Origin of the sequence: Cypionkella psychrotolerans, assembly GCF_001294535.1 — a bacterium.
In the GTDB taxonomy this organism is placed as follows: Bacteria; Pseudomonadota; Alphaproteobacteria; order Rhodobacterales; family Rhodobacteraceae; genus Cypionkella; species Cypionkella psychrotolerans.
This window is the reverse complement of the sequence record NZ_LGIC01000086.1, coordinates 437486-453290: the sequence shown is the minus strand read 5'-3', so window position 1 is coordinate 453290 and position 15805 is coordinate 437486. Positions and strand designations below refer to the sequence as shown.

Here is a 15805-nt window from a genome sequence, read left to right as displayed (position 1 = left end):
GCACCGACATGTCTGATCTAAATACCAATATTGCCCGCGCTGACGACTATCTGGCGCGGTTCCGCAGCGAAGGCGTGCTGAACCACATCAATGGCAAGGCTGTGCCCGCGTTGGACGGCGAGACGTTTGAAATCATTTCCCCTGTCGATCTGAAGCCTCTGGCGCGGGTTGCGCATGGCAAGGCGGCGGATGTGGCACAGGCGGCCGCGGCGGCGAAGGCCGCGTTTCCGGGGTGGCGGGCGATGGATGGCGAAGCCCGCAAGGCGCTGCTGCACAAGATCGCCGATGCGATTGAGGCGCGCGCCGAGGAGATCGCTTTTGTCGAGGCGATGGACACCGGGCAATCCATTCGCTTCATGTCGAAGGCGGCGCTGCGCGGGGCCGAGAATTTCCGTTATTTCGCCGATCTTGCCCCCAAGGCCCGCGATGGTCAGACCCTGCGCGCCAAGGGGCAGGTCAACATGACCACCCGCACGCCGATCGGTCCGGTGGGCATCATCACGCCGTGGAACACGCCGTTCATGCTCTCGACGTGGAAGATCGCTCCGGCACTGGCTGCAGGTTGCACGGTGGTACATAAGCCCGCCGAATTCTCGCCTTTGTCGGCGCGGTTGCTGGTGGAGATTGCTCAAAGTGCGGGCCTGCCTGCCGGGGTGTGGAATCTGGTGAACGGGTTTGGCGAGGATGCGGGGCGGGCTTTGACCGAGCATCCCGATATCAAGGCGATTGGCTTTGTGGGTGAGTCCCGCACCGGGTCGATGATCATGAAGCAGGGCGCGGATACGCTGAAGCGGGTGCATTTTGAATTGGGCGGCAAGAACCCGGTGATCGTGTTCGCCGATGCTGATCTGGAGCGAGCGGTAGATGCTGCGGTGTTCATGATTTACTCGCTGAACGGCGAGCGTTGTACGTCGTCTTCGCGCCTGCTGGTGGAGGCTTCGATTTATGATCAGTTCACCGCGATGGTGGCTGAGAAGGCGAAGCGGATCGTGGTGGGGCATCCGCTGGACCCCAAGACGGTGATCGGCCCGCTGATCCATCCAGTGCATGAAGCCAAGGTGCTGGAGTATATCGAGATTGGCAAAGCCGAAGGAGCCACCGTGGCCGCAGGTGGTGCGAAGTTCGCAGGGCCGGGGGGTGGCTGTTATGTCAGCCCGACGCTGTTTACCGGCGCGCACAATCAGATGCGGATCGCGCAGGAGGAAATCTTTGGACCGGTGCTGACGGCCATTCCGTTCACGGATGAGGCCGAGGCCTTGGCTATTGCCAATGATGTACAATACGGGCTGACCGGCTATCTGTGGACATCGGATGTCACCCGCGCCTTCCGCTTTACCGATGCGCTGGAAGCCGGGATGATCTGGGTGAACTCGGAAAACGTCCGCCATCTGGCCGCGCCGTTTGGTGGGGTGAAGAATTCGGGGATCGGCCGCGACGGCGCGGAGTGGTCGTTCGATTTCTACATGGAAACCAAGAATATAGCCTTTGCTACCCAAGCCCACGCCATTCCGAAACTTGGCGGCTGACACCACAATAATTGCTTCCAGGGAGGAAGAAAATGCCCGTTCCCAGCCCCGTGCTGTATCCGGCGTTCAACGTCATTCGTCTGAGCCACGTTGAGCTTGCCGTCAAAAATCTGGCCGCCAGCCGGGCATTCTACGCCGATCTGCTTGGCCTGCAAATCACCCATGAGGATGCCGATGCGATCTATCTGCGTGCGATGGAGGAACGTGGCCATCATTGCGTGATCCTGCGAAAGTCGGATGCGGCAGCGGTTAATGTGCTAGGCTTCAAGGTCTATGCCGAGGCCGATCTCGACGCCGCTTATACGTTCTTCGCGGAACAGGGTTTGCCGGTGGCATGGGTGGAGCGCCCGTTCATGGGTCGCACTTTACGCACGGCAGATCCGCATGGGATTCCGTTGGAATTCTACGCGAAGATGGACCGTTTGGCCCCGATCCATCAGAAATATGCGCTTTACCATGGCGTCAAACCACTGCGCATTGATCATTTCAACTGCTTTAGCCCTGATGTCGATGCCTCGGTTGCGTTCTACAATTCCTTTGGCTTCCGGGTGACGGAATATACCGAGGACGCCGCAAGCAAAAAGCTGTGGGCGGCATGGATGCACCGCAAGGGCGGGGTGCATGATATGGCCTTCACCAATGGCCGTGGCCCGCGCCTGCACCATCTTGCATTCTGGGTGCCGACACCGATGAACATCATTGATCTTCTCGATCTGATGGCGACGACGGGCTATGTTGCCAATATCGAGCGCGGGCCGGGACGGCATGGCATTTCCAACGCGTTTTTCCTGTATATCCTTGATCCAGATGGCCACCGCACCGAGATTTATTGCTCGGATTATCAGACGGTTGATCCTGATCTGGAACCGATTAAATGGGATCTGAAAGACCCGCAACGCCAGACTCTTTGGGGCGCGCCTGCGCCAAGAAGCTGGTTCGAGCATGGCTCGCTATTTTCTGGTATAGCGACGACAGAGGCTGTGCTGGCCGCCCAACCGATCATCGCACCATGAGATTTTCCAGTTACACACATCAAGGCCTCGCAGCATGGGGGGCGATCACCGATGCGGGTGTCATCCCGCTATCCGCACGCCATCCTGACATGCCGAGCTTGCGCGAGGTGATCGAACACGGCGCGTTGCCGCGCTTGACGGATATGGCTGCCGCGCTGAGCCCCGAAATCGCCTTGGCGGACATCACCTTTCAAATCCCGATCCCGAAGCCGGAAAAAATCCTTTGCGTCGGGGTCAACTTTCCGGACCGCAATGCAGAATATAAGGATGGCCAGGAAAATCCGCCGTATATGTCGCTGTTCCCGCGCTTTGCGCGCTCGTTCACCGGGCATGGTCAACCGCTGATACGCCCGCCGGAAAGCCCGCAGTTGGATTATGAGGGCGAGGTGACGATTGTTATCGGCAAGGGCGGTCGCAGGATTGCCGAGACCGATGCTTTGGGCCATATCGCGGCGCTGACCCTGTGCAACGAAGGCACCATCCGCGACTGGGTGCGTCATGCCAAGTTCAACGTCACGCAGGGCAAGAACTGGGACCGCTCCGGTTCTATTGGGCCGTGGATCGTGCCTTTTACGGATGAGGCGCAACTGGCGGACATTGCCCTGCAAACCCAGGTGAATGGCGAGGTGCGGCAGAGCGATCGCACCAGCCGGATGACGTTTGGCTTCCGGCAGATCATCGCCTACATTTCAACCTTCACCACTTTGGTGCCGGGAGATGTGATTGTCTGCGGCACCCCCACCGGGGCGGGGGCGCGGTTTGATCCGCCGATCTGGCTGAAGCCCGGCGATGTGGTGGAGGTTGAGGCCGATGGCATTGGTATTCTGCGCAACACCATCGCCGACGAGGTTCTCTGATGCTGTCGAAACCTGAGATTGACGCGGCCGCCACACGGCTTGTTGCGGCAGAGAAAACCCGAGTGCAGACCGGTCTGCTGTCGCTGTTACATCCGGCGATGACGATGGATGATGCCTATGCGGTGCAAGCCGCCTATGTGGCGCAGCGTCATGCCGAGGGGCGTCGCACGATTGGTTGGAAGATCGGACTGACCTCGAAGGCGATGCAATATGCGTTGAACATCACCACCCCGGATTCCGGCGTGCTGCTGGATGATATGGTGTTTGAGGATGGTGCGACGATTGCGGCGGATCGGTTTATCCAGCCAAGGATCGAGGCTGAATTGGCCTTTGTGCTGAAAGCGCCGCTGCAAGGTCCGGGGGTTTCGGTGACGGATGTGCTGAACGCCACCGATTACATCCTGCCCGCGTTGGAGATTTTGGACACCCGCATTCTGCGCGTGGACCCTGCATCCGGCAAACCTCGCACCATCGTTGATACGATTTCCGACAATGCCGCCAATGCGGGCATCGTCACGGGCGGGCGGGCGATGCGGCCGGATAGTTTTGATCCGCGCTGGGCCGGGGCGATTGTGATGCGCAATGCCGAGGTTGAGGAAACGGGGCTTGGCGCGGGGGTGTTGAACCAACCAGCGCGCGGTATTGCGTGGCTGGCCAATCGTCTGACGCAGTATGGTCAGCGCATCGAGGCGGGGCAGATCGTGCTTTCGGGGTCGTTCATCCGCCCGATTGAGGCGCGGCACGGTGACACCATTCTGGCGGACTTTGGCCCCTTGGGCACGGTCGGTTGTTTCTTTGCCTGAGGGATTGCCATGCCTGCCCCATTCAATACCTTTAAGGCGGGTCTTGCCGCAGGCCGCCCGCAAATCGGTCTTTGGCTGGGTCTGGCCAACCCGATCACGGCTGACCTTTGCGCCAATGCTGGATTCGACTGGCTGCTGATCGACGGCGAACACGCGCCGAATGACATCCCCACCATTCTGGCGCAGGCGCAAGCCATCGGCCAGCGGTCGCATGTGATCGTGCGCCCGCCAGTGGGAGAGGTGCATCGGATCAAGCAAATCCTTGATCTGGGTGTGCAGACCATTCTTGTGCCGATGATCGAAACCGAAGCACAGGCAGCTGAGATGGCGCGCGCCATGCTGTATCCGCCGCAGGGCGTGCGCGGTGTGGGGGCTGCTTTGGCGCGCGCGTCGAATTTCGGGACCACGCCCGGCTATCTTGCCAGTGCCAATGCGCAGACCTGCCTGCTGTTGCAGATCGAAAGCCGCGCGGGGCTGGCGCAGCTTGATGCGATTGCCGCCACGCCGGGGGTGGATGGGATCTTCATTGGTCCGGCTGATCTGGCGGCTGATATGGGGTATCTGGGCAATCCGGCAGCGGCAGAGGTGCAGATGGCGGTTGAAGACGCTTTGAAGCGGATTATGTCGTTGGGCAAGGCTGCGGGCATCCTGACTTCTGATCGCGGCTTGGCGCAGCGCTATCTTGATCTTGGGGCCAGTTTTGTCGCCGTGGGCAGTGATGTTGGGTTGTTGTCTGGCGCAGCCGCAGAGTTGCGCGCGGCTTTTGCGGGTGCGGCGACCAGTCCGAAGCCTTCGGGTTACTAAGCCAGCGGGTTACTAAGAGGGAGGCTTTAGCCTCCCTCTATGGTCACGCTTCGCTTGCCGAACCCGCAACTGCGTTACCCAATCTCAAGCATCAACTCCCCTTGAAGCCGATCCAGCGACACCGTCAGAACCCCCGCCTCGCAAGCAATGTCCTCGCCATTCAGCCTTGCGGCTTTCAAGCCGGTGCCAAGACCAAGTGGGTTCAGGATTTTCACCACGCAGGGCGCGGGACCGAGGTTCAATCGAAGCTCCACCTGCGGCCATCCCTTTGGAAAACACGGGGCGAAACACAGAGTGTCACCTTGGCGGGTGATGCCCAGCAGCCCTTCAATCCCGGCGCGGTACATCCATGCGGCAGAGCCGGTATACCATGTCCAACCGCCGCGCCCGGCGTGCGGCGCGACAGAGTAGACATCGGCGGCAATCACATAGGGTTCGACCTTGTAGCGCGCGGCCTCGGCGGGTGTCAGGGCGTGGTTGATCGGGTTCAGCAGGGCAAACAATGCGCCTGCCGCGTCGCCATTGCCAAGCCGGGTCTGTGCCAGCACCGCCCACATTGCGGCGTGGCTATATTGGCCGCCATTCTCGCGCAGGCCGGGCGGGTAGCCTTTGATGTAGCCGGGATCTGGCATCGAGTGATCAAACGGCGGGGTGAACAGCAGGGCCACATCGGGCTTAATCAAGTGATCGGTCATCGACTGCATTGCGGTGGCCGCGCGATCAGGCTCCGCAGCCCCCGACAGCACCGCCCAAGATTGCGCGATGGAGTCGATCTGGCATTCCGCCGAACTGGACGACCCAAGCAGGCTGCCATCGTCGAAGCGGCCCCGGCGATACCAAGCGCCATCCCAGCCGTCGCGCTCAATCGCCAGTCGCACACGTTCAGCATGGGCCTGCCAGCGGGCGGCGCGCGCCGGATCGCGGGCTTCGGCGAAGGGGCGCATGGCGTTGGTCGTGGCGATCAGCAGCCAGCCGAGCCAGACGGAGGTGCCTTGCCCGGCTTCGCCGACGCGGTTCATGCCGTCGTTCCAGTCGCCCGTACCGATCAGCGGCATGCCGTCCGCTCCGGTCAATTCAATCGCCTGATCCAAGCCGCGGGCGCAATGCTCGAACAGCGTGGCGGTGGTGTCGGAAATGCCGGGTTGGAAAAAATTGTCATGCTCGCCGGGGCGCAGATCGGCACCTTCGAGGAAGGGGAGGACTTCATCCAACACGTTGGCATCGCCCGAAACGCTGATGTATTGCGCCACCGCATAGCTGAGCCACACGCGATCATCGGAAATCCGCGTGCGCACGCCTTGGCCGGAGTGAGGCAGCCACCAGTGCTGCACATCGCCTTCGGGGAACTGCCGTGCGGCAGCGCGAAGCAGGTGCGCCCGCGTCATCTCGGGCCGCAGGGCGGTCAGCGCCATGCCATCTTGCAACTGGTCGCGGAAGCCATACGCGCCGCTGGCTTGATAGAACCCGGCGCGGGCCCAGATGCGGCAGGCCAAGGACTGATACATCAGCCAGCCGTTCAGCATGATATCCAGCGCGCGATCTGGGCTGCGCACTTGGACGGTGCCGAGCAAGTCACCCCACCACGTCTTTACCTCATCCAGCACCGCCGTCAGATCACGGGCGCGGGTGGCAAGGATCAGCGCGCGAGCTTCTTCGGGGCTGGTGGTTTGGCCCAGCAGGAAGGTCACATCCATGCTTTGCCCCGGCGCGAGTGTGATTTCACGTTGCAAAGTCGCGCAGGGATCGAATTTTGGTCCAGCATTGCCGGAGAAGTCGCTGAGTCGCGCCGGGGCGGCCATCGAGCCCGCACGCCCCAGAATTTCCGCCCGATCCGCGCTGCGGCTGGTGGTTTCAGCCCCCAGATCGGCGAATGCGACGCGACCTGGAAAGGCCATGCCGCGCGGATTGCGGACTAGAATTGCGCCTGTCTCCGCGTCGATTTCGGTGATCAGCGCCGTGGCCGTAGCACCGCGAGAGGTGCCAAGCACCCATTCGGCATAGGCCGTCACTGAAAGCCGACGCGCGCGATCCGAGGCATTGCGCAGCGTCAGGCGGGTGATTTTGACCGGAGCATCCATCGGCACGAACTGCACCATATCGGCGTCGATGCCGTTGGCCGTGTGCTGAAAGCGGGAATAGCCAAAGCCGTGGCGGGCGATGTAGCTGCCCTTGCTGCGGATGGGCAGAGCGGTGGGGGTCCAGATTTGCCCGGTTTCAAGGTCTTGTAGATAGATCGCCTCACCCGCCGGATCGCTGACCGGGTCATTTGACCACGGGGTGATCTGGTTCTCGCGGCTGTTTTCGGCCCAAGTGAACCCGCTGCCTTCGGCGGATACCTGAAAGCCGAAGCTGGGGTTGGCAATAACATTGATCCATGGCGCGGGGGTGCTTTGGCCATCTTGCAGCACGGTGACATATTCGCGGCCATCCAGATCAAAACCACCGGTTCCGTTGAAGAACTCAAGCTGCGGCGGAGTGATCGACGCGCTGGGCAAGGCAGGTAGCGCAAGTTTTTGCGGCGCAGGGGCTGGGGTGACGGGTAGCAGATCAAGCTGCGCGCCAATGCTGCCCCGGCTGGCGATCAGCACTATGGCGGCTGCGGCCATCAGACGCGCGCGCGTCTCGTGTGGGGTCATATCGGCGCGCAAAGTATAGATCCTGCCGCCTGTTCCCGTTGTGCTGGGGCGGGCTTGGGACGAGCGCACGGCGGCTTCAATCGCGATTTGCAGATCTTGCACATAGGACGAGGCGCGGTCGTTCAGGATCACCAGATCGACCGCCAACTGCCGCATCTGCCAGTATTCTGCCGCTGCGAGCACCTCTTGCAGCCGCCCGATATCCTCGGCATCGCTGATCAGGAACAACACGATTGGCAGGTCGCCCGATACGCCCAAAGCCCAGAGATCGGATTGTGGCCCGGCCCCGGCGCGGATTTGCGCCGCATTGGCCCGCAGCCGCCCATCGCCGCGCACCAACATACCGGCCAGCCTTTGGAAATCGGTGGTGGTGGTCGCGCTGACACCCAGATGGCGCAGTTGCACCTGCGTTTGTGTCCAAGCGAGTGTCACTGCGCGACCAAAGGCGGAGGGGTCGCGGTGGCGTTCGACTAGATCCAACAAAGCCTCGGGCGTGTCGGCCACCATGGTCCAGAACGTTACGCGCACGCGGCCGCCACCGGGGATCAGCACCCGACGGCGCAGCGAAAATATTGGGTCCAGCACAGTGCCAATGGTGCCGGAAAGCGGGGATTCGGCGGCGGCAGGATTGCTTAGCATATGGCCACGCCCGATGAACTGCGCCCGGTCTGTTTCGTATTGCAGTGGTGCTGTCTCGGCACCTTCCACCACGGCGACATGCGCGGCCCAGACCTCGGGGTCAGACGGGCTGCGTTTGCGGCGCGTGGCGATCAGCACGCCCAGTTCGGGCAAATAATCGGTGACAACGAACAGCTTTGAGAACGCCGGATGCGACAGATCGGCAGAGGGGGCCGCCAGCACGAGTTCGGCGTAAGAGGTTACGTCAATCTCACGTGGATGACGCCCGGTGTTGGTGAGCGTCACGCGGCGAGCTTCGGCGTCATCCTCGGCAGAGACCACCACCTCGGTATGGGTCAGCAGATGGCGGGCGGTGTGGGTGAAGGCCGCGTGATGTTCACAAAACACCGCGCGGTGTAGGCCGGAATCCCGCCCGATGGGCAGCACGCCCGCCGACCATTGCCCGCCCGAGCGCACATCGCGCAGATAGATGAAGCCGCCATGCTGTGCCTGCGTTGCATCGGCGCGCCAGCGGGTGATCGCCAGATCGCGCCAGCGGCTAAAGCCCGCACCGGTGGGGGTCAGCATCACGCCATAGCTGCCGTTGGACAGCAGATGAGCGGTTGGCGCAACGGTGATCGGGTTGTCAAAATGGCGCACAACGGGGGTGGACAGGGTTTCGACCGCCGCCACCAAGACTTCTTTGGCGCGGGGCGGGGCGATGGGCACATCGCGCGGCACCCGTTCTTGCAACAACATCTCGACCGCCTGAATGATCGGCTCGGCGTGGAAACGGTCGCGCAACAGCCCATGATGCAGCACATTGGCGATGGCGGTGATGGTCATGCCCTGATGATGCGCCATAAAGCTGCGCACCACGACATTGGTGGCACCTTCGGGCAGTCGGGATGCGGTGAAATCCACCGCTTCATAAAAGCCAAAGCGCCCTTCTGCGCCCAGATCAGCCAAAGCCGCATAGTTCTGCAGCGCCGCTTGGGCATCGACCATTGTGGCAAGCCCAGTGGCATAGGGGGCCAGCACGCGGTTTTCGCTGAGGCCGCGTTTCAGCCCCAGCCCCGGCACGCCGAAGTTGGAATATTGATACGTCATCTCCAGATCGCGGGCATTGTAAGCAGATTCCGAGATGCCCCATGGAATACCTAGACTTGCAGCATAGGCCTGTTGTTGCTCGACGATCCGGCGGTTTGTCTCATCCAGCACCGATCCAGCAGGCGCGCGCATCACCAGCGAGGGCATCAGATATTCAAACATGCTGCCCGACCAAGAAATCAGCGCCGATCCCGCGCCGATCGGGGTGGCTCCGCGACCAAGCCGAAACCAATGCCGGGTTTCCACATCGCCCTTGGCAATCGCAAACAGGCTGGCAAGTCGTGCCTCTGACGCCAGAAGGTCATAGCAGTTGGCGTCTAACGTGTTGGTCGAGACGGAAAAGCCAATCGACAGCAGCTGCTTTTCCGGCTGCATCAGAAAGCCAAACTCCATATCCATTGCCAGTTGCCGCGCCAGATCGCCCACGGCGCGCAGGCGTTCGGGTGAAGCGGGATCAGCCAGTTGGCTGGCGTGGCTGGCGGCAACCGCACGGGTCCAGAACGCCAGTTCTGAGTCTGCTCCGGCATGGGCCTCGGCCAATGCAGCGGCCTGAGGTGCAAGTGCGGGTTGGTTTGCCACGCGCTCAAGTAGGGCAGACAACTGCGGCTCTGGGTTGGCCGAAAGCGCCTCAAGCGCCAAAGCCAGCGCCTCCTGCAGCCCGCGCAGGTCGGGTGCAGAGGGGCGTGTTTGCCATTCTTGGCAGGCCTGCGCGACGGCAATCAGATGGCCCGCAAGGTTACCGCTATCGACGCTGGAGACATAGGCCGGGTCCAGCACGCGCAGATCCGAGGTGTCGTACCAGTTGTAAAGATGGCCGCGAAACCGTGGCAGGCGCTGCATGGTGGTCAGGGTTTGCTCCAGCCGCGTCACGGCCTCAGCCTGACCGATCCAGCCCATGTCTTTTGCCACCGCCACCGACAGCAAATACAGGCCGATATTGGTGGGAGAGGTGCGAGTGGCCACCACCGGGCGTGGGATTTCCTGAAAGTTGTCGGGGGGCAGGAAATGGTTGGCCTCGGTCACAAAGGCCTCAAAGTAGCGCCAAGTGCGCCGGGCGATCAGGCGCAATGCGGTGCTCTCAGCAGTGGTCAGCGGTGGCATGGCGCGACCCATGCGGGGCAGGCTGATCAGGCGTGCGACTGCAGGGGCGGCCAGCCAAATGGTGGCAAAGGTCAGGGCCAATGGCCAGATAGGGCCATTCAAAGCCACGGCCAAGCCGCAGATGAGCAGCCCCAGCGTCACGCCGCGCGCTTTAAGCAAATAGAACCGGGCATAGCTGGGAAGACCGCCGCCGCTGGATTGCGCCGCCGTCAGCCATTCCAACAAATGCGTGCCGCTGCGCAACCGAACAGCGGTGCGAACAATTGCGTCCAGCATCAGCGCCGCCGTATCCGCCAAAAGAACCACCGTCAGGCAAATCTGTGCAAACGCGATCTTTACATCCGCCAGCAGGGCCTGAAAGTGACTGCGCGCGGTGATCCCCGCACGTCCCGGCAGAATGGCCAGCGGCAGCGCGATCAGCCTTGGCAGGGCCAGCAACACCAGCGCCGCCGCCGTCCAAGCTAAGGCCTGCGGCAGCGGCAACAGCCAGCCAACAAACAACGAAAGCAGTGTCATCGGGGCCAGTAGAGAGCGGCGTAGGTTGTCGAGCATCTTCCAGCGGTTGACCGCCGAAATTCCGCCCGTGGTTTTCCGGCTGCCACTGATCCACGGCAACAACTGCCAATCGCCGCGCACCCAGCGGTGCTGGCGGCGGGCGTCGACGTCTTGGCGGGCGGGGAAATCCTCGACCACCTGAATATCCGAGGCAAGGCCCGCGCGCGCAAAGCTGCCCTCGAACAAATCATGACTTAACAAGGTGTTGTCCGGCACCCGGCCTTCGATGGCTGCCATGAAAGCATCAACGTCATATATGCCTTTGCCAGTAAACGATCCTTCAGAGAACAAATCCTGATACACATCCGAGCTTGCCGCCGCGTAGGGCTCAATCCCACCGGGGCTGGAGGAGATCCGTTGATAGAGCGAGCCGTCCATCCCCAGCGGCAAGGCTGGGGTCACCTGCGGCTGCAAAATGCCGTAGCCCGTGATCACGCGCTGAGTGGCAGGGTCGATGACCGGACGGTTCAGCGGATGCGCCATTTTGCCGATCAACCGCCGCACGGTGTCACGCAAAATCCGGGTGTCGGCATCCAGCGTGATGACAAATTTCACGCCTTGCGGCACCACCGCGCTCGGCAGAAAGCTGGTATCCGCCGCGCCGCGCAGCAATCGGTTCAGCTCGATCAACTTGCCGCGTTTGCGCTCCCACCCCATCCAAACACCTTCGGACGGGTTCCATTGTCGCTCGCGGTGCAGAAACAGAAACCTGTCGCCATCGCCGGAGGGATAGGTGGCATTCAACTTAGCAATCGCTGCGCGCGCAGTGGTGATCAAAGCGGTGTCAAGTGGCGTGGTGGCCTCGGCTGTATCCGGGCCATCGGACAACAGCGCGTAATGCAGCGCCCCACCGACGCTGGAGAGGTGATGCACCTCAAGTTGTTCGATCTGCTGCATCAGGTCTTGCACATTGGCCAGCAAAACCGGCACCGCAACAAGCGTGCGCAAATTTGCGGGGATGCCGTCTTCCAGCGACAGGCCCGGCAGCGGCTTGGGTCCGACCAGCCGGGTGATCAGCAGATTGACCAGCGCGGCTCCAGCCTCAACCGCCAGCCAGACGCCACTGAGAATAAGCGCTGCACTGTGCAATCCAGTGAGCCACAAGGCCGCGGTCAGAAACAGCACCGAAGCCAAAGCAATCGCGCCCAAATACCCCGGCAACCCCATCCGCCGCCACTGTCGCCCCAGTGTCATGCGCAGGGGCGGCGCATAGCCGAGATTGCGACACAGGGCATCGCGACCCGCGCCAAGCAGCGCAAAACCCGGATCACGCGCGGCAGGCGTGTCGCCCGTTTGCGCCATGGTCAAAGCAGCTTCCGTCACCGCAGCCTCGTCATGGCCTGAATGGCGGGCGAGCATTTCAATGGCGGTGCGGTAGCTGTTGCGGGTGGCAAAATCCATCTCGCCGTAGCCCGAAGTTGCGCGCAAGCGCGCCTCAATCAAGCTGGCCGCTTCAAAAAAATCGGCCCAATCCATTTCGGAAAGCCGCCGCATCGAGGCGACGATATTGCGCATGGTCACATTCGACGCGCCTTGCCGCGCTTGCGCATTGGCCACCACCGACTCAACCGACAGCCCCAAATGCCGCAAACGGTCATCGAGCCAACCCGCCAGCGGCGTTTCCGCCGGATCGGTGCCGCGCAGGCGTTTGGCCACCTGTGCCGCCATGATCTCGCGCAGATCAACACCATCCAACCCGGCCAGAACCGCATGGGCAGAAATACCGGAAGCGCTGGAGGCCAAGACCTGATCGACCAAATCGTCCGCAGCTTGACGCAGGCGGTTTGCCTCGGTGATCTGCTCTGCCAAGCGGCGCATATTCTCGATCAACACGATGCGCAGGGTGATCGCCACTGCCCATAACTCGCCAATCGTCAATGGCTGAACCGTTTGATAGGATTGGACAAAACGCAACAGCGCCGTCTCAGACAAGAGGCTATCGGTATGCGCAACATAGGCCCAAGCCAATCCCAGCACACGCGGATAGCCGGCCAGAGGGCCATCGGCGAGTTTTGGCAAATGCCGATAATAGCCGGGCGGCAGATCGTCTTCGATCTGGCGCAGCTGTTGCTCGACGATATGAAAATTGTCCAACAACCACTCGGCGGCGGGGGTGATGGCCTGGCCTGCATCCAGCGACTGCGCCCCTGCCCGATAGGCGGCAAGCAAAGCCTTGGCATTATCTTTCACCCGCGTCAGCAGACTGGACACCGCGAGAGGGTGGTCTTGGCTGATGGGTTGAGCCGCTGCCAAGCTTACCGCGTGATGCTCTAACCGCTCGATCCCAAATAGATCAGAGCGGATCGGTGCTTTGTCACTCCACAGCTTGTCGACGGGCTTGCTCTGCAGCCAACCGGCAAGGCGCAAGCGCCCCGTCACCTGGCGTTCGCCGCGCTAACTTCTGCTGGCTGCGGCTCGGGCAGCTCACTCGGCTGCGTGAGGGGCTTGACTTGGCTTGGTCCAAGCCGGGTATTTTGCGGCAAATCGGACCGCACCCGACGGGCCATCGCTGCCCATTTGACTTCGATCTGGTCCCAACTCATCGGCTTTCCTTTCAAGATTCGCAAAGATAAAAATACAACTCCGACGAGAGGCAATCGTTCCCATCGCGCGATGTTTTGTTTGGGCCCAAGTTGAGCAGGGCCACGATTTTCACGCGGTGCTTAGACCTGCATTGACATGTGCCGGGCATTGGCATCGGGCGGATTACGCGGGTAGCGCGCCCATCAATGGCAGGCAACAACTGCCAAGCCACTGATATAGCCCATCACATTCTAGCTCAAATCACAACCTAAGATTGCAAAATGCCGGACCGTCAAATTGTCTGACTGAACTATCATCCCAAAGCCCCAAGCAAATTGCTCATTTCAGCAGCAAGCTCCAATGTGACAGCTGAAGTGTAACGATTCCTCGCCGTCGCAGCTGTGAAGCATGTTTGTGCATCTTTGCCTTCGCGCCCCAAATGTCTGGAGGTCTTGGCTGTGCCAAACAGCAGGTCATTGTCCAAACTGTCCGTCGAGGGGTTTGCAACACATTGCAAGCTTTGGGAAAATTTGACCAGATCGTCCCGCACAGAGATCATCTCAGCGACCAGCATATCGTATTGTGTGACGTCGCTATCTCTGCCGCAAGAATCGACATGCGGGGCAAGCAAAACAGCATTTTCGTTTGCCATCGTCGGGCTCCTCATCATGAAAAACGCAGCGTGGGCGTGGGCCAAGCGGCACCAGCGGATTGCAATCAACTTGGCCTCGGGAGCGGGCCACCGCACTAACTACGATCAGTCAGTGGCTTGCATTTTCAAAAAACGAAACTGATTTTGTTCAAGCGAAACCGCAGGCGTAAGCCCCCCGATCTCGCAGTGAAAATTGTGCAAACGCCAACATGGATCAGTGTTACGGCCCATTTTGAGTGGCAAATTTGGCCCTGAACTGTGACTAAGTGCAGTTCAGTTTTGGTGAAAACTGCAGTGAAACTCTGGGGCTAAATCGACCGATTCCTCGTTGGCTCTGGCGTTTCACGGCACATTATAGGCGCTACCAAAGCACCAAGATCACCGCAGCAGCGGGCCTTCGTGATCCAGATAAGCGCGGTCAAAGCCTGAAAGGTCGACCAAGGCCTCATAGTTTTGAAACTGGACCTTACCCTTTTGGAAGGTCAGCAAGCCTTCTTCGCGCAACTCGCGCAGCACGCGGTTGACGTGCACCGCGCTGAGCCCCAGAGCATCCGCCAGCTGATATTGTGACAGCGGGCAGCTAAAACCTTTGCGATCCGCAAGCCCCACCAGTTTCAAACGCGCACCCAATTCCAGCAGGAAATGCGCCATGCGTTCGCTTGCATTGCGTCGGCCCAAGCCTACCAAATGCTCGACCACCATGGCCTCATCGCGCGACGCCGCCCAAAGCACGGCAGTGGCCAAACGCGGCGTTTGGGTGAAGGCCGCCAGCAAATCTTGCTCTTTGACCTCTGAAGCGTGAACTCGGGTGATCGGTTCGACATTGTGATCAGCTGTGCGGAACAAAACCGACCGCAGCCCCAGGAAATCGCCCGGAATCTGGAAGTCAACAATCTGGCGCGTGCCGCCCGGTAAAAGCTTGTAAGAACAGGCCCAGCCCGAGGCGACGATATACGCGGTCTGGTCCACTTGACCCTGATGGATCATGTCGCGACCAGCCGCGAAGCTGCGCCTGCGACGATAAACATCTGACAAAACTGACAAATCGTCCTGCGATAAACGAACGAACGCTGTCAGCTTGCGGGCAAAGGGGCTGTCCAAAATCGACAGTCCAGTACTTTGTTCCGCCATACCTTACCCCTTTGGGTTGCGACTGCGGGCCAGAGACCAGCCCGGCGCTATGTGCTGCATATCAGGGCCGTTGATACTGATGCAGATTAGCACGTTATTCGGTTTAACCGTAAAGATATCCACGGGGTTGCTCAAATGCGTGATAGCCCCATAGACTCCCTACAGAAAGTTAAACTTGATGTCCGCTGTCACCGACGTTGCTGGACTTGCCGCCCTTGCAATCTGCGAATCCCTGATGCTCGCGCTGAACGATCGCAAAGTTCTTCCTGAAATTGAAATTGTCGGAGTCATCAAAGACGCCGCCGCTGCGCATGAAAATGTGTCTGCGGGCGATATATCCGCCGCAACGCATGCGGCCGTGGCGGCGCTGATCAACAAAATCATCGACGGTGGAAACTCGGTGCGCCGCCACTAGGCTCAGGGCCAAGCGGTCAAAACCCAGATCATCGCAAAACGCCTGAACGCCCGCTTGGGGT

Annotated in this window: 9 protein-coding genes; 6 read left to right on the top strand and 3 right to left on the bottom strand. The window is 60.8% G+C overall.

Annotation, left to right across the window (positions count from 1 at the left end):
- The first annotated feature begins 8 nt into the window (after nucleotides 1-8).
- The 5 genes from hpaE to AKV04_RS21780 are packed head-to-tail and all read left to right on the top strand — an operon-like array spanning nucleotide 9 to nucleotide 5003.
- Nucleotides 9-1526: a 5-carboxymethyl-2-hydroxymuconate semialdehyde dehydrogenase gene (hpaE, locus tag AKV04_RS21800; protein WP_054008478.1), complete on the top strand. Its 1518-nt coding sequence runs from the start codon at nucleotides 9-11 to the stop codon at nucleotides 1524-1526.
- Between the two features lie 32 nt (nucleotides 1527-1558).
- Nucleotides 1559-2539, top strand: a complete 981-nt coding sequence (gene hpaD, locus AKV04_RS21795; RefSeq protein ID WP_054008477.1) for a 3,4-dihydroxyphenylacetate 2,3-dioxygenase — start codon at nucleotides 1559-1561, stop codon at nucleotides 2537-2539.
- Nucleotides 2536-3396, top strand: coding sequence for a fumarylacetoacetate hydrolase family protein (locus AKV04_RS21790; RefSeq protein ID WP_054008476.1), 861 nt, complete (start codon nucleotides 2536-2538; stop codon nucleotides 3394-3396). The genes hpaD and AKV04_RS21790 overlap by 4 nt, the downstream gene beginning before the upstream one ends.
- Before the next feature lie 2 nt (nucleotides 3397-3398).
- Complete coding sequence (gene hpaH / locus AKV04_RS21785; protein ID WP_407638489.1) at nucleotides 3399-4199, top strand: 2-oxo-hept-4-ene-1,7-dioate hydratase; 801 nt, start codon at nucleotides 3399-3401, stop codon at nucleotides 4197-4199.
- Between the two features lie 9 nt (nucleotides 4200-4208).
- Complete coding sequence (locus AKV04_RS21780; RefSeq protein ID WP_054008474.1) at nucleotides 4209-5003, top strand: aldolase/citrate lyase family protein; 795 nt, start codon at nucleotides 4209-4211, stop codon at nucleotides 5001-5003.
- Between the two features lie 74 nt (nucleotides 5004-5077).
- Here AKV04_RS21780 and AKV04_RS21775 read toward each other — a convergent pair whose 3' ends face one another.
- The 3 genes from AKV04_RS21775 to AKV04_RS21765 form a co-directional block, all read right to left on the bottom strand.
- Nucleotides 5078-13402: a GH36-type glycosyl hydrolase domain-containing protein gene (locus tag AKV04_RS21775; protein ID WP_082351786.1), complete on the bottom strand. Its 8325-nt coding sequence runs from the start codon at nucleotides 13400-13402 to the stop codon at nucleotides 5078-5080.
- Nucleotides 13403-13859: 457 nt separating this feature from the next.
- On the bottom strand, nucleotides 13860-14198 hold the full coding sequence (locus AKV04_RS21770; protein ID WP_156317729.1) for a hypothetical protein: 339 nt from the start codon (nucleotides 14196-14198) through the stop codon (nucleotides 13860-13862).
- A 378-nt stretch (nucleotides 14199-14576) separates the two neighbouring features.
- Entirely contained in the window at nucleotides 14577-15329 is a 753-nt protein-coding gene (locus tag AKV04_RS21765) for a Crp/Fnr family transcriptional regulator (protein ID WP_054008472.1), read from the bottom strand.
- Between the two features lie 178 nt (nucleotides 15330-15507).
- Here AKV04_RS21765 and AKV04_RS27330 point away from each other — a divergent pair, with 178 nt between their 5' ends.
- On the top strand, nucleotides 15508-15744 hold the full coding sequence (locus tag AKV04_RS27330) for a hypothetical protein (RefSeq protein WP_054008471.1): 237 nt from the start codon (nucleotides 15508-15510) through the stop codon (nucleotides 15742-15744).
- Nucleotides 15745-15805 lie beyond the last annotated feature (61 nt).

Bases quoted from the DNA above. Each gene is read 5' to 3' on its own strand.
- hpaE (WP_054008478.1), top strand. From the start codon at position 9: ATGTCTGATCTAAATACCAATATTGCCCGCGCTGACGACTATCTGGCG.
- hpaD (WP_054008477.1), top strand. From the start codon at position 1,559: ATGCCCGTTCCCAGCCCCGTGCTGTATCCGGCGTTCAACGTCATTCGT.
- AKV04_RS21790 (WP_054008476.1), top strand. From the start codon at position 2,536: ATGAGATTTTCCAGTTACACACATCAAGGCCTCGCAGCATGGGGGGCG.
- AKV04_RS21780 (WP_054008474.1), top strand. From the start codon at position 4,209: ATGCCTGCCCCATTCAATACCTTTAAGGCGGGTCTTGCCGCAGGCCGC.
- AKV04_RS21770 (WP_156317729.1), bottom strand. From the start codon at position 14,198: ATGGCAAACGAAAATGCTGTTTTGCTTGCCCCGCATGTCGATTCTTGC.
- AKV04_RS21765 (WP_054008472.1), bottom strand. From the start codon at position 15,329: ATGGCGGAACAAAGTACTGGACTGTCGATTTTGGACAGCCCCTTTGCC.
- AKV04_RS27330 (WP_054008471.1), top strand. From the start codon at position 15,508: ATGTCCGCTGTCACCGACGTTGCTGGACTTGCCGCCCTTGCAATCTGC.